Source organism: Paenibacillus favisporus, from assembly GCF_040545415.1.
Lineage (GTDB): Bacteria > Bacillota > Bacilli > Paenibacillales > Paenibacillaceae > Paenibacillus_AQ > Paenibacillus_AQ favisporus.
In genome coordinates this window covers 82,331-106,710 of sequence record NZ_JBEPLV010000001.1, presented here as the reverse complement: position 1 = coordinate 106,710, position 24,380 = coordinate 82,331, and the positions used below count along the sequence as shown (strand labels likewise).

The 24,380-nt window shown below is 55.3% G+C and carries 20 protein-coding genes and 1 pseudogene; 8 read left to right on the top strand and 13 right to left on the bottom strand.

Annotation, left to right across the window (positions count from 1 at the left end):
• Nucleotides 1-50: 50 nt before the first annotated feature.
• From ABID47_RS00545 to ABID47_RS00535, 3 genes are all read right to left on the bottom strand, one after another.
• Entirely contained in the window at nucleotides 51-1,586 is a 1,536-nt protein-coding gene (locus tag ABID47_RS00545; protein ID WP_354494486.1) for a flotillin family protein, read from the bottom strand.
• Nucleotides 1,586-2,122, bottom strand: coding sequence for a protease (locus tag ABID47_RS00540; protein WP_354494484.1), 537 nt, complete (start codon nucleotides 2,120-2,122; stop codon nucleotides 1,586-1,588). The genes ABID47_RS00545 and ABID47_RS00540 overlap by 1 nt, the downstream gene beginning before the upstream one ends.
• A 140-nt stretch (nucleotides 2,123-2,262) precedes the next feature.
• On the bottom strand, nucleotides 2,263-2,682 hold the full coding sequence (locus ABID47_RS00535) for a MerR family transcriptional regulator (RefSeq protein ID WP_354494482.1): 420 nt from the start codon (nucleotides 2,680-2,682) through the stop codon (nucleotides 2,263-2,265).
• 171 nt (nucleotides 2,683-2,853) lie between these two features.
• On the opposite strand from ABID47_RS00535, the gene ABID47_RS00530 reads away from it, so the two are divergent.
• The 4 genes from ABID47_RS00530 to ABID47_RS00515 all read left to right on the top strand — a co-directional run bounded on the left by ABID47_RS00530 (nucleotide 2,854) and on the right by ABID47_RS00515 (nucleotide 6,492).
• Complete coding sequence (locus ABID47_RS00530; RefSeq protein WP_354494480.1) at nucleotides 2,854-3,699, top strand: SDR family NAD(P)-dependent oxidoreductase; 846 nt, start codon at nucleotides 2,854-2,856, stop codon at nucleotides 3,697-3,699.
• A 222-nt stretch (nucleotides 3,700-3,921) separates the two neighbouring features.
• The gene (locus ABID47_RS00525) at nucleotides 3,922-4,104 is read left to right on the top strand and encodes a hypothetical protein (protein ID WP_152398537.1); all 183 of its coding nucleotides are present in this window, start codon (nucleotides 3,922-3,924) and stop codon (nucleotides 4,102-4,104) included.
• A gap of 170 nt (nucleotides 4,105-4,274) precedes the next feature.
• Nucleotides 4,275-5,156 (top strand): helix-turn-helix transcriptional regulator, encoded by an 882-nt coding sequence (locus ABID47_RS00520; protein ID WP_354494477.1) that lies wholly within the window; start codon nucleotides 4,275-4,277, stop codon nucleotides 5,154-5,156.
• A gap of 100 nt (nucleotides 5,157-5,256) precedes the next feature.
• Complete coding sequence (locus tag ABID47_RS00515) at nucleotides 5,257-6,492, top strand: MFS transporter (protein ID WP_354494475.1); 1,236 nt, start codon at nucleotides 5,257-5,259, stop codon at nucleotides 6,490-6,492.
• A gap of 170 nt (nucleotides 6,493-6,662) precedes the next feature.
• Here ABID47_RS00515 and ABID47_RS00510 read toward each other — a convergent pair whose 3' ends face one another.
• The 4 genes from ABID47_RS00510 to ABID47_RS00495 form a co-directional block, all read right to left on the bottom strand.
• Nucleotides 6,663-7,826, bottom strand: a complete 1,164-nt coding sequence (locus ABID47_RS00510) for an iron-containing alcohol dehydrogenase (RefSeq protein ID WP_354494473.1) — start codon at nucleotides 7,824-7,826, stop codon at nucleotides 6,663-6,665.
• A 136-nt stretch (nucleotides 7,827-7,962) separates the two neighbouring features.
• Nucleotides 7,963-9,552, bottom strand: coding sequence for a UDP-glucose--hexose-1-phosphate uridylyltransferase (locus ABID47_RS00505; protein ID WP_354494471.1), 1,590 nt, complete (start codon nucleotides 9,550-9,552; stop codon nucleotides 7,963-7,965).
• Between the two features lie 12 nt (nucleotides 9,553-9,564).
• Nucleotides 9,565-10,554 (bottom strand): UDP-glucose 4-epimerase GalE, encoded by a 990-nt coding sequence (gene galE, locus ABID47_RS00500; protein ID WP_089548310.1) that lies wholly within the window; start codon nucleotides 10,552-10,554, stop codon nucleotides 9,565-9,567.
• 1 nt (nucleotide 10,555) lies between these two features.
• Nucleotides 10,556-11,734, bottom strand: a complete 1,179-nt coding sequence (locus tag ABID47_RS00495; protein WP_354494470.1) for a galactokinase — start codon at nucleotides 11,732-11,734, stop codon at nucleotides 10,556-10,558.
• A gap of 173 nt (nucleotides 11,735-11,907) precedes the next feature.
• On the opposite strand from ABID47_RS00495, the gene ABID47_RS00490 reads away from it, so the two are divergent.
• Complete coding sequence (locus ABID47_RS00490) at nucleotides 11,908-12,804, top strand: AraC family transcriptional regulator (RefSeq protein WP_251677349.1); 897 nt, start codon at nucleotides 11,908-11,910, stop codon at nucleotides 12,802-12,804.
• Between the two features lie 266 nt (nucleotides 12,805-13,070).
• Here ABID47_RS00490 and mgrA read toward each other — a convergent pair whose 3' ends face one another.
• From mgrA to ABID47_RS00470, 4 genes are all read right to left on the bottom strand, one after another.
• Nucleotides 13,071-14,075, bottom strand: coding sequence for an L-glyceraldehyde 3-phosphate reductase (gene mgrA / locus ABID47_RS00485; RefSeq protein WP_116229396.1), 1,005 nt, complete (start codon nucleotides 14,073-14,075; stop codon nucleotides 13,071-13,073).
• A gap of 179 nt (nucleotides 14,076-14,254) precedes the next feature.
• Nucleotides 14,255-14,998, bottom strand: a complete 744-nt coding sequence (locus ABID47_RS00480) for an NAD-dependent protein deacylase (RefSeq protein ID WP_354494468.1) — start codon at nucleotides 14,996-14,998, stop codon at nucleotides 14,255-14,257.
• A gap of 199 nt (nucleotides 14,999-15,197) precedes the next feature.
• Nucleotides 15,198-15,866: a bifunctional 2-keto-4-hydroxyglutarate aldolase/2-keto-3-deoxy-6-phosphogluconate aldolase gene (locus ABID47_RS00475; protein ID WP_116229394.1), complete on the bottom strand. Its 669-nt coding sequence runs from the start codon at nucleotides 15,864-15,866 to the stop codon at nucleotides 15,198-15,200.
• A 77-nt stretch (nucleotides 15,867-15,943) separates the two neighbouring features.
• Nucleotides 15,944-16,912: a sugar kinase gene (locus ABID47_RS00470; RefSeq protein ID WP_145023339.1), complete on the bottom strand. Its 969-nt coding sequence runs from the start codon at nucleotides 16,910-16,912 to the stop codon at nucleotides 15,944-15,946.
• A gap of 372 nt (nucleotides 16,913-17,284) precedes the next feature.
• Between ABID47_RS00470 and ABID47_RS00465 the strand changes: the two are divergent.
• Together ABID47_RS00465 and ilvD are read left to right on the top strand one after the other, a co-directional pair.
• Nucleotides 17,285-17,530: pseudogene (locus ABID47_RS00465) on the top strand (KGG domain-containing protein); the annotation flags it as partial.
• Between the two features lie 260 nt (nucleotides 17,531-17,790).
• Nucleotides 17,791-19,476, top strand: coding sequence for a dihydroxy-acid dehydratase (gene ilvD / locus ABID47_RS00460; protein WP_181152987.1), 1,686 nt, complete (start codon nucleotides 17,791-17,793; stop codon nucleotides 19,474-19,476).
• Between the two features lie 210 nt (nucleotides 19,477-19,686).
• Here the strand turns inward: ilvD and ABID47_RS00455 are convergent, their stop codons facing one another.
• A complete protein-coding gene (locus ABID47_RS00455) occupies nucleotides 19,687-21,099 on the bottom strand; it encodes a polysaccharide deacetylase family protein (protein ID WP_354494465.1) in 1,413 nt (470 codons plus the stop codon).
• 196 nt (nucleotides 21,100-21,295) lie between these two features.
• On the opposite strand from ABID47_RS00455, the gene ABID47_RS00450 reads away from it, so the two are divergent.
• Nucleotides 21,296-22,453, top strand: a complete 1,158-nt coding sequence (locus tag ABID47_RS00450) for an AI-2E family transporter (protein ID WP_076169654.1) — start codon at nucleotides 21,296-21,298, stop codon at nucleotides 22,451-22,453.
• Here the strand turns inward: ABID47_RS00450 and ABID47_RS00445 are convergent.
• Nucleotides 22,419-24,197: a peptidoglycan D,D-transpeptidase FtsI family protein gene (locus ABID47_RS00445; RefSeq protein ID WP_354494463.1), complete on the bottom strand. Its 1,779-nt coding sequence runs from the start codon at nucleotides 24,195-24,197 to the stop codon at nucleotides 22,419-22,421. The two genes, ABID47_RS00450 and ABID47_RS00445, sit on opposite strands and share 35 nt — an antisense overlap.
• Nucleotides 24,198-24,380 lie beyond the last annotated feature (183 nt).

Below are 24,380 nucleotides of genomic sequence, written 5' to 3'. Positions count from 1 at the left end.
TCGCATGCCGATCATTCGGCTTGCGAGCGCCGGTTATCCCGCGTAGAGTTCTATGATTCCTTCGTTGCCCCTGCTTCCAGGGTAACCAAATCCTGCTGCGCGGCCGCAGGCGCCGCGGATGCAGCCGGAGGCGTTTTCCGTCCGGTCAAGCCTTGGATGAGGCTCTCCACGTCGATGCCGGACACGTTCTTGAGCATTTCCGGAGCCGTCGACATCAGCTCGGTGACGTAATTGCTCACGCGTGCCGCGCCCTCTCCCTTGCCGGTGTCCACCACCGTCAGCTTGTCGATGGAAGCGATCGGCTCGGCGATTTTGCCCGCCAGGTCCGGCAGCATTTTCACGATAATATCGAGGATGGCCGCTTCGCCGAACTTCTGGAAGGCTTCAGCCAGCTTCTCTTTCGCATCGGCTTCCGCAAGACCCCGCAGGCGGATGACTTCCGCCTCGGCGGTACCTTTGGCACGTTCTGCGTCGGCAATGGCCTGGCCGTCCAGCCGCTTTTGCTCGGCCGATGCCTTCGCCTGGGTTTCGATGGAGTACTGCAGCGCCTCGGCCTCCAGCATTTTTCTCGCCTTGTCGGCTTCGGCCGCGACTTCGACTGCATACCGGTCGGCGTCCGCTTTTTTCTTCACTTCGGCATCATACTGCTTCTGCCGCACCAGAATTTCCTTCTCCTGCAGGTCGATCTCCCGCTCCTTGCGAACGAGCTCTACCTTCATCTGCTCTTCCACCATCGTCTGCTTGGCGCGGGCTTCCTGTATGTGATACGCCTGGTCGGCTTCCGCCTTGGCAGTGTCCTGTTCCTTCTTAAAAGAAGCTATCTTCAATTCCTTCGCCTTCGTCGCTTCGGCGATATTCGTATCGCGCAGCAGCTCGGCCTTCTGCCCCTGCTCCTCGGCGTTCGCCTTCTGGATCCGCGCATCGCGCATCGCTTCCGCCTCGGCGATCTCCGCGTCCCGTTTCACCGCTGCAATCCGCGGCTTGCCGAGCGCATCGAGGTACCCCTGCTTGTCGCGTACGTCCTTGATCGTAAAGGAGACGATCTGCAGGCCCATTTTTTTCAAATCTCTTGCCGCCACGCCCTGAACCTCCTGGGCAAACTTGTCGCGGTTCCGGTACACCTCTTCCACGGTCATCGAACCGAGAATGGCCCGCAGATGCCCTTCCAGCACTTCCTGCGCCTCGCCCTTCAAGGCTTCAATCGGCTTGCCGATGAACTGCTCCGCCGCGGTCGCGACGTCCTCAATCGAGCTGCCTACTTTGATGATGGCCACGCCGTCAGCGATGACGGGCACGCCCTGCTCCGTGTATACCTCCGGCGTAGACACATCCAGCTTGTGGGAGAGCAGCGATATGAACTCCGACTGCTGGAAGACGGGCAGGATAAAAGCCCCTCCGCCCCGAACGATTTTGATTTTCCGTCCGGATTCATCTTCCGATATGTTTTTGCTTCCCAGAAACGATCCCGTCACGATCATGGCTTCATCCGGTCCCACCGTTTTGTAACGGGCCCAGAATGCCAAGCCAAGCACGACGATTACCCCTATGACGATCAGCGGTATTACCAGGTATTCAGGCACTGTCATCAAACCACATCTCCTTTTCTCTCTTCAAGTCCGGTCACGCGCAGGACGCCGTCCAGCACATCCACGACGACGACGCGGGTTCCGGCGGGCAGCGGAAGGCGCTCCAGACTGGAGGCGATGTGCAGCGTGTTGCCTGCCCCCAGCCTCACCATCACCTCACCGAACCCTTCCGGCGGAATGGGAATCGTCACTTCACCGATGCGGCCTTCAAGCTCGCGGATGGAATATCCCGTGGAATTCTCGCTGTTCTCCATCGGCCTGACATACGCCACATAGACGACACCCGCCATAGCAACGGCACCGATTCCAGCAATGAGTGCGCTTAAGCCCTGGTGCAAACTGGTGTAACGCAGCAGCAGAATGCCTGCGCCACCGAATACGGTCACCGCCGTCGCAATCACCATCGGCTTCAGCACATCAACGGACAAAAAATCGAGAAGCCCATCCAGCGCATGGCTCAAAATATCGCCGAGCACCACGCTGACCACCGCAAAAATAACCCCGCCTGCCAGGCAGCTCCAATAAAGCGTTTCCATCCTCCGTTCCCCCCTGCGTGTATTCCTGACTGTCTATATAAGGGTATACGTTAGAAGCGCCTAAATTGTTTCAAAATTTTCCTTTTTCGTTAGAATTCCGGGAATTTTCCGCCAAAATCCTCCTTTTCCTTCCGGCTGGCTCACGGTTTCAAGCTCAGGAAGCCGAATCGTTTCGGCTGGTCGGCCAAACCACACTCCGCTTCAGGCGCTGTTCCAATCACCTGAGAATCAATGAAATCCAGGATCTGCTGAAGAGAGTCCATCTGTTCCCTGATTTTCGCCCGGTGCTCCAAAATCAAACCGTGCAGCTCCGGATGCTCGCTGATGTCATCACCGACCGACAGTTTCAAAAACGGCTTCATCTCCTCCAGCGGCATACCTGTCTTCTTCAGGCAGGTGACCAGCTTCATCGTCTCCAAATCCTTTGGCCGGTACACCCGGTGGCGGTTTGGTTTGCGCTCTGCGCGCGGCAGAATCCCGATCCGTTCGTAATAGCGAATCGTTTCTTCGGGGATGCCGGTTTGCTCTGCGGCTTCTTTGATCGTATATGCATTAGTCATGGCTTTCTTCCCTTTCGTTCTGGTCTGTTCATACCATCATACAACTTGGAGCTGACTCCAGGTCAAGTCCGGTAGATTTTTCGAAAATGGGGATTGACTTGTAGCTGACTACAAGTTGTAAAGTGGCTTTACCGCAAATACAAAAACCTATTCATCTTCTAGGAGGCACATATGAAAACCAACTCAATTGCACTGATTACCGGGGCAAACAACGGCATCGGCCTGGAGCTGACCCGCAGACTGCTGGGTGAAGGCTGGACCGTCCTTGCCTTGGTCCGTTCCGCTTTCCCCAGCGACGACACCTTGATCCAGAAAGCTCTCTCCAACCGGCAGCTTCGTCTATATAAAGCCGATCTCGCTGATTTCTCCGCCTTAAAGCGGGCGCTGGACGAGATCAAGAGCAAGGAGGAGAAAATCGACGTGCTGTTTAACAACGCCGGAGGCAGCTTCCCTGAGCTTGTGTATTCCAAGCAGGGGCGGGAGATGCACTTCGAGCTGCAAACCGTAGTTCCCTATATCATCTTCAGGGAGCTGAAAGATTTGATGAAGCGAGGTTCCTTCAAAACGATCATCAACACCTCGTCCTCGACGATGAAAATGGTCCGCCGCTTCGAGCCGGCAGAGCTCGCATCTCCGCAGACGTTCAAGAAGCTGTTCGGCCCTTACGCCTCTACGAAGCTGGCGTTGTCGCTGTGGACCCGCGAAATCGCCCCCTTGGCTGCAGCTGAAGGTTTGACGATCCGCAGCGCCGACCCAGGGGGTAACAATACAATGCGGAAAGGAAAAAATTCCGGGCTGCCCTGGTATATAAAGATAGCCATGAAGCTGGTCATGAGTCCTCCTTCAAAGGGCGCTTCGCTTCTGTATGAGGCGGCTTTCGGCAAGCATAAGATGCTGAATGGGGTATATCTGTCAAACAACGAGCCCGCGGAGTTGAAGTATGCCGAAGCCGGCAAACCAGTGCTGGAACTTGTTCAGGGCATTTACAAAAACGAGTATGCCGCACGAGCACAATGATTATGAGACGGGAATAACACGACGACCCACATCGCAACCGGGGTCATCAGCATCTTTCTGCTTGTTAGCGGAATCATGATCATACTCAGCGCGTGGTTATACACGGTCGCTCGAACCGCCAGGCGCTGCCTTGGACCATGGAGACCTGACCCTTCCCCCTCGTCCGCAAAATCTTTCAAAGTGATAGCCAACATCGTTCTGGAATTCGCAGGGTTGTTTATTGTGCTCATATTGAGTATGACTCAGGTCGTGCCGGTATGGCATATTGCAGAAATTTATCAGCCGGACGTCATCCTTTGGCTGAAGATCGTAACCATCCTTCTGGCACTGAAAGGAATGATGAAGACGATTTGGTTGGTCCGGCTTCATTATGGGGTGCGGCGGAACCGTCACATTAACCATTGAGAGCCGCGTTTTATCCCCGAGTGATTGCGTGATAGGAATCATCCCCTCGATACGCATGCAAACGTCCGGTATAATCGTCGTCAGAGGTGATGATTGTGGAACCGTTGACTTCCATTTGTCAGCGATATTTCGGTGAAACCTTATTCGGCCAAAACAACGGAATCTCTTATATGCTTCGATCCGAAGTCGGCACTGGCATAGCATACAAGGTCACGACTTACAGCGGGATCGAAATCGTATACCATGAGGTTCACTATCACAAGCCGTATCCTTTTCGTTTTGCCTCAAAAGGGCGCATGGTTGAACTTCAGTTCACTCTGTCCGGTCAACGGCAGGTGGTGGTATCGGGCCGGGAACACGAAACTCCGGTCGGGCGGGGTACGCTTGCCTTCGTTCAGGACTTTCAAGCCCAGTTTTATCCATCGGCTGAAGAGCCGTATATTTCACTATCACTGGCTATCCCGGTAGCTCTATTCGATTATGCGGCTAATCCATCGGCAGCGTCGCCAAACAACCATTTGGATTTTAACCGGCTCCTGCAAGGGCAAACATTCCGGTCTTTTGATGTTGAACCCGATGCGAGAAGCATGATATTGATAAAGCAATTAATCTCGGATTTAAAAAATGCCGACAGATCCCCGCTAATGATGGAAGCAGCTGCATTGGAGCTGCTGAACCGGCATATGCATCAACTATTTGTTGTGACGCCTATTCCGAGCGGTTTGTCTAAAGGGGATGTCCAAAAATTGCACCAGGCAAAGCAAATCCTTGAATCGTGTATGGCAGACCCTCCTTCGCTGTTGGCATTGGCAAAGATGGTCGAGTTAAACGACTTTAAACTGAAGATGGGATTCAAGGCATGCTTCGGCTTGACCGTGTTCGAATATGTAAGACAGATTCGCCTCGACCATGCGATGAGCCTTTTGCGAAACCGGGCCGCCAATGTGACCAAGGCTGCGATGACCGTAGGGTACAGCAACGTTAGCGCATTTTCCGAGCAGTTTTTTCGGAGATACGGCATGAAGCCTTCCGAGGTCAAAAAACAATTTTAATCCGTTTGACCGCAGTTCCATCCGTAACGAGGGAGAACACACAGCCCGCTTTGCTTATACTCCTACTCAAATGATCCATTTGAGAAAAGGAGTGCAGCGAATGAATAAAATCAAGGGAAGCGTCTTTTTCAGCGTTTTTGTAGCGATGTTAGGGCTTATGCTTCTTGCTCCAATCACACCGTCACTAATACGGGAATTAGGGCTCAAGGAAATTTACTCCGGAATCCTGATTTCCAGCGGATCGGTCATGATGGCCGTCATGGCTCCGGTATGGGGGAATATCAGTGACGCGAAAGGACGGAAACCGGTTATACTGATCGGGTTTATCGGCATGTGCATCAGTACTTTATTGTTGACGGCCGTCTTTTATGCCGGTCTCCACCACTGGCTTAGCGGCGGGCTGCTGCTGTCTCTTATGATTGGTGCCCGCAGCCTGGTCGGTTTCTTCATTCCGGCCATCCTGTCCTCCTCACAGGCTTATATCGGCGATGTGACTGAGGGGAAAAATAGAGGAAGCGGTATGGCGATCATCAGCGCTGCGAATGGGCTTGGGCTTGTTCTGGGGCCGGCCGTTGCCGGCATCTTCACCATCATTGGTTTATTGTGGCCTTTATATTTCGGCATCGCGTTGGCAGCTGTCGCCTTTGCCGTCACTCTGCTGCTGATGCCTGCAGCGAAGCCGGCAAAACGGGAAGGGGCCGTAAAAGTCAGTCCGTTTCAATCCGGCTTACGGCAATATTTAATCGCAGCGTTAGTGACGATGATCGGGCTCGTCACGATTCAGGTCGTCGGCGGGTTTTATTTGCAGGATCAGCTCGGTCTCCCGTCGGACCGGTTGGCAGGGGTCGTTTCCTTCGGGCTCATGTTTACGGGCCTGGCTATGCTCATCTCACAAGTCGTTCAGTCCAAATGGCTGAAATGGGGACCACGGGCGATGATCCTGCTCGGATCTTTGATTCTCGTCGCAAGCATGTTCCTATTCCTTTTTGCCATTCAGCTTCCTTTTTTCTATTTGGCGTTTTTGGTGTTTGGTTTAGGAGCTGGGCTTATGATGACCGGATTTATGGCAGGCGCTTCTCTGTCGGTAAGTCATGAACAGCAAGGAGGCGTTGCCGGCATGGTTGCAGCCATGCAGGGGATTTCCGCCATTATCGCCCCTATTGCAAGCACTACTCTCTATCAGGTCAACCGATACAGCCCTATGGTCATGATTGCCGTTCTGACGGCCCTCCTGGGCTTAGTGATGCTGGCACGCTCCCGAAAGAGACTGGGCCATCATGAGACCGACCTTATGGAAGGCCGAGAGGCTCAAGCAGGATCAGGAGGCATAAAGTAAGCCTTAAGTTCAGTAAGCTAAGGCTGGGCAACATCAACCCGTATTTTCAACGCAGGAAAAGCAGCAGAACGGCAAAAGGGGCTCTCCCAGGTCGGATCGACCTTTGGGAAAGCCCCTTAGCTATGTTTGTGAGAGGAAGGAAAGTTCCTGCCCCCGATCGCGCTTACGCCTTACAGCGACATTTTGTAAATTTCGATGACGTCTTCCTTGTTCAACTTGCGGAAGTTGCCAAACGGACCGAAGCGCACCGACTTCTCAGCCATCACTTCGATCGTGCTGTCGTCGATGTCGTAATCGGCAAGACTGGCCGGCGCACCGATGGAGCTCCAGAAATCGCGAAGCGCTTGGATGCCCTCTTCCCCGACCTGCTCGTCGCTCTTGCCGGCCGGATCCACGTTAAACACGTTGACGGCAAGGCGCTTGAAGCGGCCTGGATCCACGCTCAGGTTATATTTCATCCAGTTCGGAAACAGGATGGCCAATCCGCCGCCGTGCGGAATGTCATACACGGCCGATACGGCGTGTTCAATGTTGTGGGTCGCCCAGTCGCCGGACATGCCCATGTTCAGCACCCCGTTCAGCGCCATCGTGCCGCAGTACATGATCGTAGAACGGTACTCGTAGTTTTCCAGATCGTTAATCAGCTTCGGCGCGGTTTCGATGACGGTACGAAGGACCGTTTCACAGAATCCGTCCTGAACCGGCGTGTTGGTCTCCTGGTGGAAGTAATGCTCCAGCACGTGGGACATCATGTCTACCATACCGTAAACGGTTTGGTCTTTCGGCAGGGAGTATGTGTTCACCGGATCCAGGATGGAAAATGCCGGGAAAGCATACGGGCTGCCCCAGCCCATCTTTTCTTTCGTTTGCTCGTTCGTAATGACCGAGCCTCCGTTCATTTCCGAGCCCGTCGCCGCCATCGTCAGCACCGTGCCGAGCGGAAGGGCAGCCTGCGGAGCGGCTTTGCGTTCCACAAAGTCCCACATATCGCCGTCATATTTGGCGCCGACCGCAATCGCCTTGGAGCAGTCCAGGACGCTGCCGCCGCCAACCGCAAGGATCAGCTCAATGCCGTTCGTCCGGCACAGGTCCACCCCTTTATGTACAGTTGATAAGCGCGGATTCGGCTCTACGCCCCCCAGCTCGGTCACCTCGGCGCCGATTTCCTTGAGAAGCGCAAGCACGTTGTCATACAGGCCGGATCGCTTGATGCTTCCGCCGCCGTAGACCAGCAGCACCTTTTTCCCGTATTTCGGAACCTCGGTTTTTAATTTATCCAGCTGACCTTGGCCGAAAATCAGCTTGGTCGGGTTATGAAATTCAAATGCTTTCATTGTCGGATTCGCCTCCATGATGTAATAAGTTGCCCTAAATATTATAACCCTCCGGCCGCAGAAGAAACAAACCGCCCTTCCCATGCAGGGAATAAGCGGTTTGTAAGGAAGGGGCGCATCCCCCGGATATGAGAAATTAAGCCTCGGTATAACCCATCGAAGCAAGGAAGCGGCGGAACGCCTGCTGCCCGGCCTCCGTCCGTTTGTAGACGCCGGCGTGGCCCAAAATTTCCACGAAAATGCGTCCAACCTCCTCGCGGACCCATTCCTCGGCGGCAGCTTTGTCCCGCTCCATGCCCTGTTCTTCCACCAAGCGGGTGATCCACGGTTTGTGGACCTGGAGCGGATGGTTGTCGTCCTGAAGCAGCGCTTCATACAGCCCGCGGTTTCCGGACAGAATATCCGCGACCTGATCCAACTCTTCCTTCAGCCGTCCCGGCAGAATCGCCAGGCCCATCACCTCAATGAGGCCGATGTTTTCCTTCTTGATATGGTGCATTTCGGCATGCGGATGGAAAATCCCCGCCGGATGCTCCTCGCTGGTCCGGTTGTTGCGCAGCACCAAGTCCATTTCGTAAGCGCCGTCCGGCGTCCGAGTGACGATCGGGGTCACCGTGTTATGCGGCACCCGCTGCCCGCCTTCTTCTGTAAAAGCATAAATCTCGGCTTCCGGATCGCTGTACTGCTTCCAGGCTTCGTAGATGGAATCAGCGCATTCCAGCAGGACGGCACTGTCCGCCGACGCAAGCCGCAGCACAGACATCGGCCATTTGACGATGCTGACCATGACGCCCGGGAACTGCGGGTGAGCGAAGGAGGCTTCCTTCGGCGCGTTCTGGATCGGGAACGTATGGCGCCCGCCCTGGAAGTGGTCGTGGGTTAGAATGGACCCGCCCACGATCGGCAGATCGGCATTCGAGCCGATAAAATAATGCGGGAAGACGTCTACAAAAGCGAGCAGGCGGCGTAGGCTGTCCTTCGTCAGCTTCATCGGCACGTGATCGTGGTGGAACACGATGCAGTGCTCGTTGTAGTACACATAAGGCGAATACTGGAAAAACCAGTTTTCGTTGTTCATCTCAAGCGGAATGATCCGCAGGTTTTGGCGTGCGGGATGGTTGACCCGGCCGGCATAACCGACGTTCTCACGGCACAGCTGGCATTTGGGGTAGACCGGCGGCGGCAGCAGCTTGGCCATGGCGATTTCCTTCGGACTTTTCTCCGGCTTGGACAAGTTGATGGTCATTTCGATGTCGCCGTATTCCGAAGGATACGTCCAGTATACGTTTTTGCTGACCCGGTCCATCCGGATGTAATTCGAATCGATCGACAGCCGGTAAAACCGGTCGGTCGCCGCTTCGATTCCCTGCTCCTGTGCCGTGCGCTCAAACTCCGCAATCACTTCCGAAGGCCGCGCCATGAGCAGGCCCATAATTTTGGCGTCGAGCAGGTCGCGGTAGGTGTCGGTGTTCTCGGGCATCAGTCCGATCTCAAACGCGTAATCCAGCAGCGTGTCGATCATCGGCTGCGGACTGTCCGCGGCCTCCGGCTCAGCTTCGCTTAGCGAAGGCTCGCTTGCGCCGAACAGATTCAGCAGCAGGTTGCGGCTGTAGTCGGCGTCTTCAGCCTGAATGAGCCGGTGATCCAAGGCGAAACGCACGAGGCGGTCGATCGCCAGCAAGGCTTGCTCTTTCAAGGGATTCGTGGTGTCGGTTTGTGAATTCAATGCGCTTCCCCCTTATTCTTTGCCGTATCCGTCAGGATGGCTTTGATGCCAGCTCCAGGCGCTCTCGATAATGTCCTCCAGCTTGGTGCGCGAAGGGTTCCATCCGAGCACGGTGCGGGCTTTTTCAGAAGATGCAACGAGCACAGCGGGATCGCCGGCACGGCGGGCCTGCACGACCACCGGAATGTCCAGCCCGGTGACCTTCTTAGCCGTCTCGATCACTTCCTTCACGGAGAAGCCTTCCCCGATCCCCAGGTTAAACACGTTGCTGGCCTCACCCTTGCGCAAATAATCGACCGCCCGCAAGTGCGCATCCGCCAGGTCGCTCACGTGGATGTAGTCTCTGACGCAGGATCCGTCTGCCGTCGGATAGTCGTCGCCGAAGACGGCAATGCTCTCGCGCTGCTTCAGCGCGGTTTGCAACACCAGCGGAATGAGATGGCTTTCAGGACGGTGGTCCTCGCCGATTTTGCCGCTGTCATGGGCCCCTGCCGCATTGAAATAACGCAAGGCTACGTATTTGATGCCGAGCACCTGGTCGAACCAGGACATCATACGCTCCATCATCAATTTGGTCTCCCCGTACACGTTCGTAGGCTGCGTACGGTCGCTCTCGACAATCGGCACGCGTTCCGGTTCACCGTAAGTCGCCGCTGTGGAGGAAAAGACGATCCGGCGCACGTTCGCCGCGTCCATCGCTTCCAGCAGGCAGAGCGTGCCGTAGACGTTGTTATCATAGTACTTCACCGGCTTCTGCATACTTTCGCCAACGAGGGAATTCGCCGCGAAATGGATCACCGCGTCGATCTCGTTCTCGGCGAACAGCTTCGCCAGCAGCTCCTTGTCCCGCAGATCCCCTTCGTACAGCTTGCCGCCGAGCAGCGCCCCGCGGTGCCCCGTTTGCAAATTGTCCAGCACGACAACCTCCTCGCCGCGCTCCAGAAGAGCCGCTACCGTATGCGACCCGATATATCCTGCTCCACCCGTTACGAGAATAGCCATGTTAGTGATCCCCCTTCAGTTCTTTGACTCCGTCGCCTGCGCTGCACACATAGAAATCGGCCTTGAGGCCCGTTCTCGCCTGGTACGCTTCGCCGACCTGCTGAATGAACCGTTCCACCGCATCTTCATGCACGAGCGACACGGTGCAGCCCCCAAAGCCGGCTCCGGTCATCCGCGAGCCCAGCGTGCCTTCGATCCGCTGCGCTTCTTCGACCATAACGTCCAGCTCTTCGCAGCTGACCTCGTACAGGTCACGCAGCGATGCGTGCGAAGCGTTCATCAGCTGTCCGAAGGTATGCAAATCGTTCTGCTTCAACGCTTCCACGGAATCCAGTACGCGCTGGTTTTCTTCGACCACGTGCCGGGCGCGTCTTGCGACCGTCTCATCGGCGATAGCTTCCTTCAGCGATTCGAACTGATCCGGTGTCAGGCCAGCCAAATACTGCAGCGAAGGCATCTTTGCCTGAAGCTGGGCCAAGGCCGCTTCGCACTGCGAGCGGCGTTCGTTGTAAGCCGAATCAACCAAGCCTCTGCGCTTGTTCGTATTGCTGATAACCAGCTTGTAGACCCCGGTCTGGAACGGAACATGCTTGTATTCGAGCGTGTCGCACATGAGCAGGATCGCGTGGTCCTTCTTCCCGTTCGCGACGGCGAACTGGTCCATGATGCCGCAGTTGACGCCGACGTACTGGTTCTCGGCCTTTTGCGACAGGAGCGCAATCTGCACCGTATCCGTACTGCACCCTTCCATCGACTGAAGTGCGTACGAAGTGACCACTTCGATTGAGGCGGAAGAAGACAATCCGGCGCCGTTCGGAATATCGCCGTGGTAAAGGATGTCATAGCCTTTCGTAACCGGACAGCCGATATTCGCGTTCTCGACCATGACGCCGACGGCATAATCCACCCACTCGCCCGTTTTGTGGCTGCCGATTTCCTTGACGGCTAGTTTGTATTCATAAGGCAAATTTGTGGAGGCCAGCTGAATCACATCGTCCCCGCGCTCCCGAATGAGCAGCGTCGTGCCGAACTCCAGCGCTGCGGGAAGGACGTAACCTCCGTTATAATCGATATGCTCCCCAATCAGGTTAACCCGGCCCGGAGCATGAAACACACGTACTTCCTCGCTGCTGTCACCGTATTTCGTCATGAATTGCTGTAATAAAGTTTCCGATGTCATAGGGATATGCACCCATCCTTTCCTTATGGTTCTGCTCTTTCATTATAAAAGTACTTCCTGTCCGCGTTAATGCAATTATGTTGACTGGATATGGATTTATGTGACCTTGGAGAATATAATGGTGTAATAAGGACCGCATTTATTTTGATGTTTGTGAAAGGATCGATGAATCCATGATTCCGCAGGAGACCTACTCCGTTGCTTCAAATCCCGTCTATCATGACGACGGCCCGCTGCATGTGCTGTTTGCGGGAGAGAGCCAGACCAGGCCCGTGCATGCCGTCGGGCCAAAAATTTATGATTACTATCTGCTTCATTATGTAGAAGAGGGAAAAGGGACGTTCCGAACCGAGCAGCGCACCTATGAGCTCGGACAAGGGAGCTGCTTTCTCATTCATCCCGGCCAGCTGGTCAGCTACGCCTCCGACGCCGGCGAGCCTTGGCGCTACCGCTGGACCGCCTTCTCCGGCAGGGAGGCGCAGGGGCTCCTGGCGAACGCCGGCTTCGACCCGCTGCATCCGGTGCTCTTTACCGACGGGGACACCATGATCCCCGGCTCTATTGAACGGATGCAGGAGGCGTTCTATACGAAGCAGGAAAGCGCCGATCTGGCGTCGCTCGGCTATCTGTACCTGATCTTCTCGGAAGCGCAGCATATCCTATCCAGCCATTCCCGGCTGACGGGAACGGAATCGCAGGTACAGCGGACCGTCAAGCAGATGATCCACTACATGTCGGCACAGTACGCCCATCCGGTCTCCATTGAGCAAATGTGCGACAGCCTCGGTTATAACCGGGCCTATCTGTCGCGGATTTTCAAGAAGGAAACCGGCTGCTCGCCGGTGACCTATTTGCTTAAGCTCCGCATTGATAAGTCGCGCCAGCTGCTGCGCGAACGGCCGGAGCTGTCGATCGAGCAGGTGGCCGCCTCCGTCGGGCTGACGGACGCCCTATATTTTTCCCGCCAATTCAAGCGGCTGTGCGGGCAGTCCCCGACGGCGTACCGCGCCGTTGTAACGGCTCCGGACCTTGTCGCTTCCGCCCGGCCGGACTCGCAGCGCGGATCCTAAGCGCCAGGCACACAATAACCCGCATGCCCTGCCCTCCGGCAGACAAGCGGGTTATTGTGAGTTAGGCTCATGACAAGCGGGTTATTCCGATTAAGAGCCAGACAAGTGAGTTTTTCCGCGTAACGCGTAAGATGTGCGTAAAATTAATCCAAGCCGGTCATACACCTGATATACGCGCAAGGTCAACCGCAGGATGGTCGCTAATATGGACTTAAGTTTCCGTCACCGGAATTTGCCTCTCATCGATCCGCAGGATATACACAGGATCAGGATTCGCTTTCCGTTTTCAAAATCGCTTCGATCCGGTCCAGCTCTTCCTTGCTGAATTCCTGATTCTTCAGTGCAGCCACGTTGTCTTCGATCTGGCTGACGCGGCTGGCTCCGATCAGGGCTGAAGTCACGCGCCCTCCGCGCAGCACCCAGGCCAGCGCCAGTTGGGCCAGGCTTTGGCCGCGGGCGGCGGCAAGCTGGTTCAGCGCCCGAATTTTGCGAAGCACATCCGGCGTAATGTTGCTCTCGTTCAGGAAGACCGACGGGCTCGCGGCACGCGAATCTTCCGGAATGCCGTTCAAGTATTTGTTCGTTAGCAGCCCTTGAGCCAGCGGGGTAAAGGCAATCGTGCCGATCCCCTGCTCATCCAGCACGTCCTGCAGGCCGTTCTCGATCCAGCGGTTCAGCATGGAATAGCTTGGCTGGTGGATCAAGAGCGGCGTTCCCAGCTGCTTCAGGATCGCGGCGGCTTCCGCCGTCTGCTCCGCCGAATAATTCGAAATGCCGACGTACAGTGCTTTACCGGAACGCACAATATGGTCAAGCGCCATCATCGTTTCTTCCAGTGGAGTATCCGGGTCAAAGCGGTGCGAATAAAAAATGTCGACATAATCGAGACCCATCCGCTTTAAGCTTTGATCCAGGCTGGAGACGAGATACTTACGTGATCCCCACTCCCCGTAAGGACCAGGCCACATGTAATACCCGGCTTTGGACGAGATAATCAGTTCATCCCGGTGGCTCTTCAGGTCTTGGGCCAGAATCCGGCCAAACGTTTCTTCCGCCGAGCCTGGTGGAGGACCGTAGTTGTTAGCCAGATCGAAGTGGGTAATTCCTAAATCAAACGAGCGGGTGATCATGTTCCGCGCATTTTCGTACGTATTGATTCCGCCAAAATTATGCCAGAGTCCCAGCGATATGGCCGGGAGCTTCAGTCCCGAACGGCCACAGCGGTTATAAGTCATCTCTTCATAACGTGATTCGCTTGGTGTATATGCCATTGATATCCGCCCTTCTCTCTCACGGTTAATAGACTACTAGAACCATCATAAATCCTCGGCAAGGCATTTGACAAGAAACCGATTACACGGGCTGGAGGTCCCGGCTGATATCCTTCCAGTAAAAAAGGGATGGACTAAGCTGTTACCTTGCTTACCGCGCTATGAACATCTGCCACCCATTAAATACCCAGTTTCCGCTCCACCTGCTCCATCACTTCGCCGATTTTATCAGCGATCAGCAGATCCGCTTTGCGGTCATAAGGAGTGGGGTCCATATTCAGGAGGACGGTACGGCTTCCTTGAAAATAGGACACCAGGTCCGCTGCCGGCTGAACTGTCAGAGAGGTGCCGCCGATGATGAGCAGATCCGCCTGGGAGATCGCCTCCACCGCACCAAAGAGCACCTGCTGGTCCAGCGGCTCCTCGTACAGGACGACGTCGGGCTTGATGATCCCGCTGCAGCTTGGGCAGCGCGGAACGAGCTTGTTCGTCGCCATGATGTGCTCCAGGTCGTAAAACGCCCCGCAGCCCATGCAGTAGTTCCGGTGAACAGAACCGTGCAGCTCCAGCACCTCTTTGCTTCCCGCCTTCTGATGCAATCCATCGATGTTCTGGGTTACGACAGCCTTCAGCTTGCCGGCTTGCTCCAGCTTGGCCAGCATCCGGTGGCAGCCGTTCGGAGCCGCATCGGGATGCAGCATTTTGCTGCGGTAAAAATCAAAGAACACCTCGGGAAGCTTCATAAAAAAGGACCGGCTCAGCATTTGCTCCGGCGGGTATGGCAGATGCTGTTCGGTCTGATACAGCCCGGCGGCGGAACGGAAGTCGGGAATGCCGCTTTCCGTCGACGTTCCCGCTCCACCGAAAAAAACGATATTGCCGCTTTGTTCAATCCAAGAGGTAAGCGTATCTATGTTCTGCACGATATGGTGCACCTCCACAAGTGTTGGTCCTTTTGATCCGATCCGCGGCTTCTCGCTTCATATGGAATAAGGGACCAGCCCGCCTCCACATGCGGGACGGCAGGCTGTATGGTGTAGTACCCGTTACGATCGGGTTTGATTCACAATGCTTGGGTTTTACTTATGATACAATGATTCCACTCACAACATTCCGGCCGGCTTACAGCTCCGCCTTTGCCTTGCGGTAAGCCTCCATGTACTGCTCCGCTTTCGTGCGGACATGGCTTAAATCCCCAGTCTTGACAGCCTCGTTGGTCAGGTCCGAGCCGATGCCCACGGCCACCGCTCCGCCTTTGATCCAGTCGCCGAGATTGGACAGCGATACGCCGCCTGTCGGCATAAAGTCCGCTTGAGGCAGAGGCCCCTTCATCGTCTTGATGATGGACGGATCGTACAGGCTGCCAGGGAACAGCTTCACGATGTCGACCCCGAGCTCGAGTGCCTGCTGCACTTCGGCGATCGTCATGACGCCAGGCAGAATCGGCACGCGGTACAAATTGCACAGCTTAACCGTGTCGGGATTCAGCGAAGGACCGACGACAAACTGGGCTCCGGCCATGATGGAAGCGCGCGCCGTCTGAGGCTCCAGTACCGTTCCCGCTCCGATGATGGCGAATTTGTCCGGGTCGCTCGTTTCCCAGCTGTACATCCGGCTGAGCTTCTCGATCGCATGCAGCGCTCCCGGCACGGTCAGCGTAACCTCGATGACCTTGATCCCGCCGGCAATCGCCGCCTCCGCCATGTCAAACACCTGATCGGCCGAATCTCCGCGCAGAACGGCAACGACGCCGTTATCGATAATTTTTTGCAAAAGCTGGATTTTTTTCACAATGACCGCTCCTTTTGTTCATTATATGGAAAAGCTTGAAAGATGTCTATTTCCAGAGTCCCCCACAAACTTTCGCCTTATCTCTCAATATGCGCCTTGTTGCCGAGCTTCGCCTCGACCTGCTCCCATGTCGGAAGCGCTTCCCAATCACCCACGGCCTGAATAACCATGGATCCGGTTAGATTCCCCAGACGGGTCGCTTCCACGGCGCTTTCGCCCTTCAATAGCCCGGCGATAAAGCCGGCACAGAAGCCGTCACCCGCTCCGACGGTATCCAGTACGTTGTCGGCTTTGAAGTACGGAACCTCCGTTACGTTCCCCTGCTCCAGCACATAAGTCAGGTCGGGACCGCCTTTGACGATCGATACGGCTTTCAGTTTGGAAAGGCTTGCAAAAATCGCCGCGTCATCGTCCGTATCGTACAGCAGCTTCAGCTCGTCGAGGCCCGGTAAAAAGTAATCTGCCTTTTCGGCCAGACGCAGCAGCACGCCCCGCGCCTCTTCCAGGCTCCACAGCTTCAGGCGGAGATTGGGGTCAAAGCTGATTTTGACGCCGGCTGCCGCTGCGATGTCTATAGCCGCTTCGACGCAGGCCAGACCGGACGGGCTGATCGCCGCTGTAATGCCGGTCACGTGCAAAATTTTGGCCCCGGCAATATAGGAAGCATTCAGCTGATCCGGCTGCATCCGGCTTGCCGCGGAGCCTTTCCGGTAATAGTACACCGATGTGCGGCCGGCCGTATTTTCACGGATCATCATGCCTGTTGGCGCGTCAACGCCGCGGACCGTTTGCGACACGTCTACGCCTTCGCCGCGGATTGACTTGTAAATCATGTCCCCGAGAGGATCCTTTCCCAGCGCCCCGAACCAGCCTGAGGTGTGACCCAGACGGGCGACGCCGATGGCCACATTGCTCTCCGCTCCGCCAAAGGATTTATGTAAGGTGGAAGCATACTCCAGGCCGCGGGAATCCTGCGCCGTGAACAGCCCCATGCTTTCTCCGAACGTGACAAGCTCGGGTGATCCAGGTAGGTTACTATCCTGCATGTTTTCTTCCCCTTTCCGTTACTTGGTCTGTCCCTATTGTCAGCGGAGGATGAAGGGTTGTCAATATGTAACAATAGAAGCGGAGCCGTATTTGTCTCCTCCTCTCCACGAGCTTATCCGCTAGGGCTGATCTGATAGGCCTCCTTCCGACAGGGCTGTATCCAAGCAAGTTATTTACCAATGATTTCATAATTTAATTGTTTCAATCCAAAAAAGCCGTGGTAAGTAAAGGATGCGCGCAACTAATATAGAGTGAACTAAGGCTAACGTCATCCGCGCTTTCTCCGGAAGGCGGGTACGGACTTCGGGTCCGGAGGTACACTTTAGTTCAATCTATATCAATCAAAAATACTTTCCAAGGAGTGATTTGAAATGGCACGTAACAACGATAATAACGGTAAAATGAGCAGAGAAGAAGCAGGTCGTATGGGCGGGGAAGCAACGGCCAAAAATCATGACAAGGAATTTTATCAGGAAATCGGCCGCAAGGGCGGCGAAGCCACTTCCAAAAACCATGACCGTGAATTCTATCAGGAGATCGGCCAAAAAGGCGGCGAAGCCACTTCCGAGTCTCACGATAAGGAGTTCTACAAAGAAATCGGCCGCAAGGGCGGTAAAAACTAATTCCTGCCTGACCATCAGCCAACAACGAGTGATTGATTGACATAAGCCAAAAGGCACCTTCATTCCCAGCGAATGGAAGGTGCCTTTTCCTGTTCGCCTGCCTGGGCCTAAAGTTCCCCGAATCTTTCGAACCATTGCTAGAAAAAGCTTTCATTTTGTGATAGACTCATTTAAAACCGTTTCGTTTTATACGGGCACTTTCATAGTTAACCGCGCTAAAGCGCGATACTTACAGTTAGGGGGAAAAAGACATCATGGCAGCTAATAAAATGCGCTCTGACATGATCAAGAAGGGCTTTGACCGCGCGCCTCACCGCAGCTTGCTCCGCGCGGCGGGCGTGAAAGAGGAGGATTTCGGCAAGCCGTTTATCGCCGTGTGCAACTCATACATCGATATCGTTCCCGGCCACGTCCACCTTCAGGAATTCGGCAAATTGGTCAAAGAGGCCATCCGCGAAGCCGGAGGCGTTCCGTTTGAATTCAACACGATCGGCGTTGATGATGGCATTGCCATGGGGCACATCGGCATGCGTTATTCCCTGCCGAGCCGCGAAATCATCGCCGACTCGCTCGAAACCGTCGTCTCCGCCCACTGGTTCGACGGTATGGTCTGCATTCCGAACTGTGACAAAATTACGCCGGGCATGCTGATGGGCGCGCTGCGCGTCAACATCCCTACGATCTTCGTCAGCGGCGGTCCGATGAAGGCTGGCGTAGACAGCAAAGGACGCCGCCTGTCCCTGACATCCGTATTCGAAGGCGTCGGTGCCCACCAAGTCGGCAAAATCAGCGACGACGATCTGCTGGAGCTCGAACAATACGGCTGTCCTACCTGCGGTTCCTGTTCGGGCATGTTCACCGCGAACTCCATGAACTGTCTGGCGGAAGCCCTTGGACTGGCAATGCCGGGCAACGGCACGATTCTGGCGGTAGCCGAAGAACGCAGAGAGTTCGTCAAGCAATCCGCACGCCAGCTGATGGAACTCGTGAAGATGGACCTGAAGCCGCGTGACATCGTGACCAAGGAATCCATCGACAACGCCTTTGCGCTCGACATGGCCATGGGCGGCTCCACGAACACCGTGCTTCACACCCTGGCTCTCGCTCAGGAAGCCGGCATCGACTATCCGCTGGAGCGGATCAATGAAGTCGCCAACCGCGTGCCGCACATCTCCAAGCTCGCACCGGCTTCGGATTACTTCATCGAAGACGTTCATACCGCAGGCGGCGTAAGCGCCGTACTGAACGAGCTTCTCAAGAAGCCGGGCGCATTGTACGGCGACTGCATGACGGTTACCGGCAAGACACTGGCCGAGAACGTGGCCGGCTGCGAAATCCAGGACAAGAACGTCATCCATCCGATCGACCAGCCATACTCCGAGCGTGGAGGCCTGGCGGTGCTCTACGGCAACCTGGCTCCGGAAGGATCCATCATCAAAGTCGGCGCCGTGGATCCATCCGTCGGCGGCTATCATAAAGGTCCTGCCATCTGCTTCGACTCCCAGGAAGAGGCGCTGGAAGGCATCGCGAACGGCAAGGTTAAAGAAGGCCACGTCGTCGTTATTCGTTACGAAGGACCTAAAGGCGGCCCAGGCATGCCGGAAATGCTGGCGCCTACGTCCCAAATCGTCGGCATGGGCCTTGGAGCCAAAGTCGGCCTGATCACGGACGGACGCTTCTCCGGCGCATCCCGCGGGATCAGTATCGGCCACATCTCTCCGGAAGCGGCTGAGGGCGGTCCGATCGCCTTCGTCGAAGACGGAGACATCATCGAGCTCGACCTGAACAACCGCAAAATCGAGCTTCTTGTCAGCGACGAAGTGCTGGCCGAGCGCCGCACCCATTGGAAAGGCTTCGAGCCGAAAGTGAAAACAGGCTATCTCGCCCGTTACTCCAAGCTCGTCACCAACGCCAGCCAAGGCGGCGTCATGAAAATCTAATCCACTCTGCATCGAAGTGAGATGCATCCGAGGTGCTTCATAAGTCGCTCCGACTTATGAAGCACCTTTTTTATATAAAGCATAAAGCTTTAAAGAGTAACGCTGCTTCATTCGGTTTCCGGCTCAACAACAAAAGGGCTGTCTCCAGCTGCGGTCTTTACCACAGCCGGGACAGCCCCGATCCATATTTTCGTATAAGTGCTGTTTGATTTACATAGCAGGCGGCGTGCTGCCGATCCCCTGCGACGAAGCAACCAGATTCAGGTCAAGCAGCTCGCCCTTCTTCTCCTCTTGCGGATCGGAGGGCTCCTTCACTTGCTGCCGGCGGTGAGATCCGCTCTCGGAAAACCGCTCGACTAGCTGAGCGACAGACATGACCAGCAGTTTCGGAACCATCTGTTCCGCATGGTCCTTCAGCCGTTCCTGTCCGGACGGATTAATGATCCGCAGCAGGAACTTCAAATACATCGTCGTCGATCTGGCGAATAAGCCGTCTTTCAAATCGACGATTTTGAAGCCGAAGTTCTTTGGCCCCCGGTTAATCATCGTGACTCCGTATATGGCCTTCGCCTGCTGCAGTTCAGGGTCGCTCAGGATGATCCGGGCCAGTTCCGGGAACTGATCTTCGGTGGCGCGGATCATTTGTATGGCCAGGTGAACCATCGATCTGGACCGGACACCGAGCCGGAACAGCTTCTCGTTATCGAAGTGCAGCTCGATCACTTTATCTCCCTTGGACAGCGTGGCGCCGTCATTCATCTCCACCGTTTGTCCCTTATAGGTGCGCAGCCGGTAATGGATGAAAGGATCATAAGGCCGGATGGATTTCAACCGGAACATCGCATGAAACAGCGTTTCCCACAGCAGCCAAACTTTGACCGAAGCCCGTTTCAGCCGCGGCAGCTTTCGCTCCGGCGCTTTCTCCTTCGCTTCGATCATCTCGTCGATCCGGATGGCTCTCATTCCGCGGCGCTCCGCTTCCTCCAGCACCCGCTCCAAAGCGATCAGCATCTGCTGCGGCGCGTCCGGGTTAGCTCCGGCCGTGAGGCCGCAATCATGAAGCAGCATCACTTCTCCGGGCTGAAGCTTGTTCAGCATCCGCTCGGTCAGCCGGTCCGCGCCGATGCGTTCCCGCCAGTCGCCGAACATGGACGACCACAGGACGATCTTGAACTGGCTCCGCTTGGCAAAATCGAACAGATTCACGATTCCCCACGGCGGACGGTAATAAGAACTGCGCTCGCCGGTAATCGTATGAATCACCTTGTCGGTCTTCATAATCTGTTTCTTGACCGTTCCGGGCCGCATCAGCCAGTTCGATTTATGGACGTAATTATGAATGCCGATCAGATGGCCTTCGTCATAGATCCGCTTGACGATTTCGGGATGCTGCTCCGCGTGCGAGCCGACGACGAAGAAGGTGGCCTTGGCGTTGTATTTTTTCAGCAGGTCCAGCAATTTCGGAGTGTACACCGAATCGGGACCGTCATCGAAGGTCAGCGCGTATTCATGCTCCGTGATCCCTCTGCGAAATACGCGGAAACCGAATATCCGGGTGATCAAGCCGGGAATAAACGCGTAAAACGATGAGATGTAAAATAACCAAAGCAGCAAAGTCTGCATGTCATATCCCCACTTTTCTCTGTATTGACTTTGACTTGCCGAAAGGCATGTGTTATTTGATAACTTTGATTTTCATAGGCACCCTATAAAAATCGCTACCTCTTATTTTATCACAGTGACTGAAGAAATAGGCGTTTTTTTATAAATCGTGTACAATGAAAAATAATCTGTTGTGAAAAGGAGAGATCCGCCCGCGATGCTTCCATTGTACAAAAAATACTGGCGAACCTTTGTGGATATCGGGTTCATCGTACTTACCGTTTTCCTCGTCATGTACATATTCAGCAAGCTGTACCAAATCGCCGCGCCCGTATTTTTATCGTTCGTCGTCTTCTTTATGATCGAACCGCTGGCCAAGTTTTTGCACAAGAGGGGCATGCCCAAACCGTTCGCTTCCGCCATTTCCGTACTGGTGTTTATTCTGGTGATCTTGGGGATCCTGTTCGGGGTCGGCCTGATCGTCGTTTCCCAGTTCGCCCAGGTCCAAGATAATTTGCCCAAATACACGCATATGATTCAAACGGAATTTACCAAGCTGACGCAATTTCTTCAGGAAAAAATCGCAGCCTTGCCGCCAAATGTCACCGCAAAAATGAACGAGTATTTTACGACGTTAACGGATTATGCCAGCGGGTGGGCCACCGCTTTCTTTAAATATATGGTCGGACTGTTCAGTTCGTTCTCGTCCTTTATGGGCAACTTCGGCATCGCCATCATCCTGGCGTTTTTCCTCAGCACCGAAATCGGCAGCTGGAGAAAAGTGATGCGGGACAAGTCGCCGAAGACGCTGAAGAACGCCTACACATTTCTGAAGACGTATGTCCTGAAAGCCATCGGTTCCTACATCAAGGCCCAGCTGATCATGGTGCTCATCACCCTTGTGCTCGTATATGCCGGGCTGTTGATTCTGCGCACAGGCAACGAGCTTGCACTAGCCTTGGTTTGTGCCGTATTTGATATTCTGCCGCTCGTCGGGGTTCCGGTTATCCTGATCCCATGGATCATTTATTTGTTTATTGTCGGCAATCTCAGTCTGGCGATCGGCCTTTCCGTCCTGCTCGTCGTGGTGCTTCTCACCCGCCAGCTGCTCGAACCGCGGATTACAGGCAATTCGATCGGCGTGTCGTCGGCATTCCTGATGCTCTCGTTCATGATCATCTCCCTGTCGATCTTTGGCATCGCCGGACTGATCCTCTCTCCCGTGCTGCTGATCCTGATCAAGGAACTGCTCCAGCAGGGATATTTGCAGAGCTGGATCCGCCTTCCGAAGGAAGAGTTCGACGTCTCGCCCTTTGATATGACCACCCGCACGCCGGATGCTACGCCGCCGGATGAGCCGCAAGCAGGTTCATAATGCGTCCGAACAGCACCGTCGCCTGGTTCCGGGAGGACGGCGACATATTTTGATACAGTACCGCAGCCGCGTATTTCGGTTGGTTCACGGGTCCGTACCCGATGAACCACTGATGATTACGCGGCTGCCCGTTTATGTTCACCTGGGCCGTTCCCGATTTGCCGGCCAGCGGCCATGCCGCGCCGCGGATCGACTGACCCGTTCCTTCGGTGACCACCTTTTCCATCCAGCCGGTAATCAAATCCGCAGTTGCCGGCTGGACGGTACCAAGGGACGACGGGGCCAAATGGGGCTTTAGCTCTTTCATCAGCTGGCCGTTGGCATACGAAACGCTCTCCAGAATTCGTGGCGCATGGACTTGTCCCTGCTGAAGAAGCGTCACGATCATGTTGGCGGCCTGCAGCGGGGTCACCTGTACATCGCGCTGACCGATGCCGGTCTGTGCGCTGATCCCCCCGTCCCGATCGGCCTTATCCGGATCGGCAAAGATTTTTCCGCTGTCCTCATGGTCGAACGGGCGCAGAAGAGGCAGGCCCAGGATGTCCTTTTCCTCCCAGCCCACCGTTCTGCCCAGGCCCAGCTTATGAGCGGCCGCTTCGATTTCGCCCGCTGACAGCCGCTCCGCCAGTTCGGCAAACACGGCGTTGCACGATTCGGCATAAGCCTCCGCGAGCGTAATCACGCCATGCTCTTTGGGGCAGGAAAGTCCATATTTACCGTATGCACCGGTGCACGTAAAGGTTTCATCCGGAGAAGTGACGCCTGCCTCTAGTGCCGCTGCCGCGATGACCGTCTTGAATATGGAACCAGGCACGGCTGCCTGCAAAGCGCGGTTATTCCATGCCCTTTGCTGCGGATTGACGTCCAAAGGATTGTAGAACGGCAACGATACCATGGCAACCACATCGGCCGTCTGTGCATCAAGGAGGACAACGGCTCCCTCCTTCATCCCCGATTCCTTGGCCAGCTGCTCGATCTGCCGCTGCAGCTCCAGGTCCACCGTGGTGCGGAATTTGAGCGGATAATAGGCGTTACCTGGTCCCTTAATCCGGATACCCGTACCCGGAATGGGCTGATCGCTTCCATCGACGGTATAATAGGCGGTCGTCGGACCCATCCCGCGCAGGAGCGGCTCCAGCGTCTTTTCCAGCCCGGCCGCCCCTTCCTGGAAGGCATACCCCGTGTGGATCAGATGCTTCTGCCCGGGCTGCTCCGTTAAATAGCCGAGCCACTGCATCCCGCTGGAAGCATCCTTATACCGCGTAGTATAAGGCAGCACTTCGATGCCGCTGATTCCGGCCGTCCTTACCTGTTTCGCTTCGCTGTCCTTCAACGCCAGCGGATCGCTCTTGCGGGAAGCCGGCCACACGAGGGGGACGCTCAAGTGGTCCCATACCTTTAGGAAGGCGGCCTGATCCGTCTTCAGGACCCGGGTGATCGCATTCAGCTTGTCCTTCGCCTCTTGCCGGATGGAACCGGAAACCGGGAACAACACGACGGCGGAAACCGTCTTCCCTGTTAAGGGCTCGCCGTTTCTGTCGTAAAACTTGCCCCGCCCGGAGTCCAAAACGACGCCGCGCTCCCGCTGCAGCACCGACATTTCCTGCATCGTAAACCGGCTTCCGGGCAGCTCCGACACCCTCATAACGAGCTGGATGTAGGCTAACCTCAATATGAGTACTGTCATCATAAACGAAAGGATGACCAGCACATAGAAAATGCGCTGCTTATGTTTTACGCTCAAGAAGAACCCCTCTTTATGCCTTTTCCACTCAGTATATCCTTCAGCAGGCATGTCCAACCCGTCAAGCTTAGGCCAGCCCATTTCCCGGAGAACCAGAAAGCCAACGCATCCCCGAGCGGAGGACACGTTGGCTCACTGTGAAAACTGTTTATTGGGTTGGCACTACACTGCCAACGTTGCTGC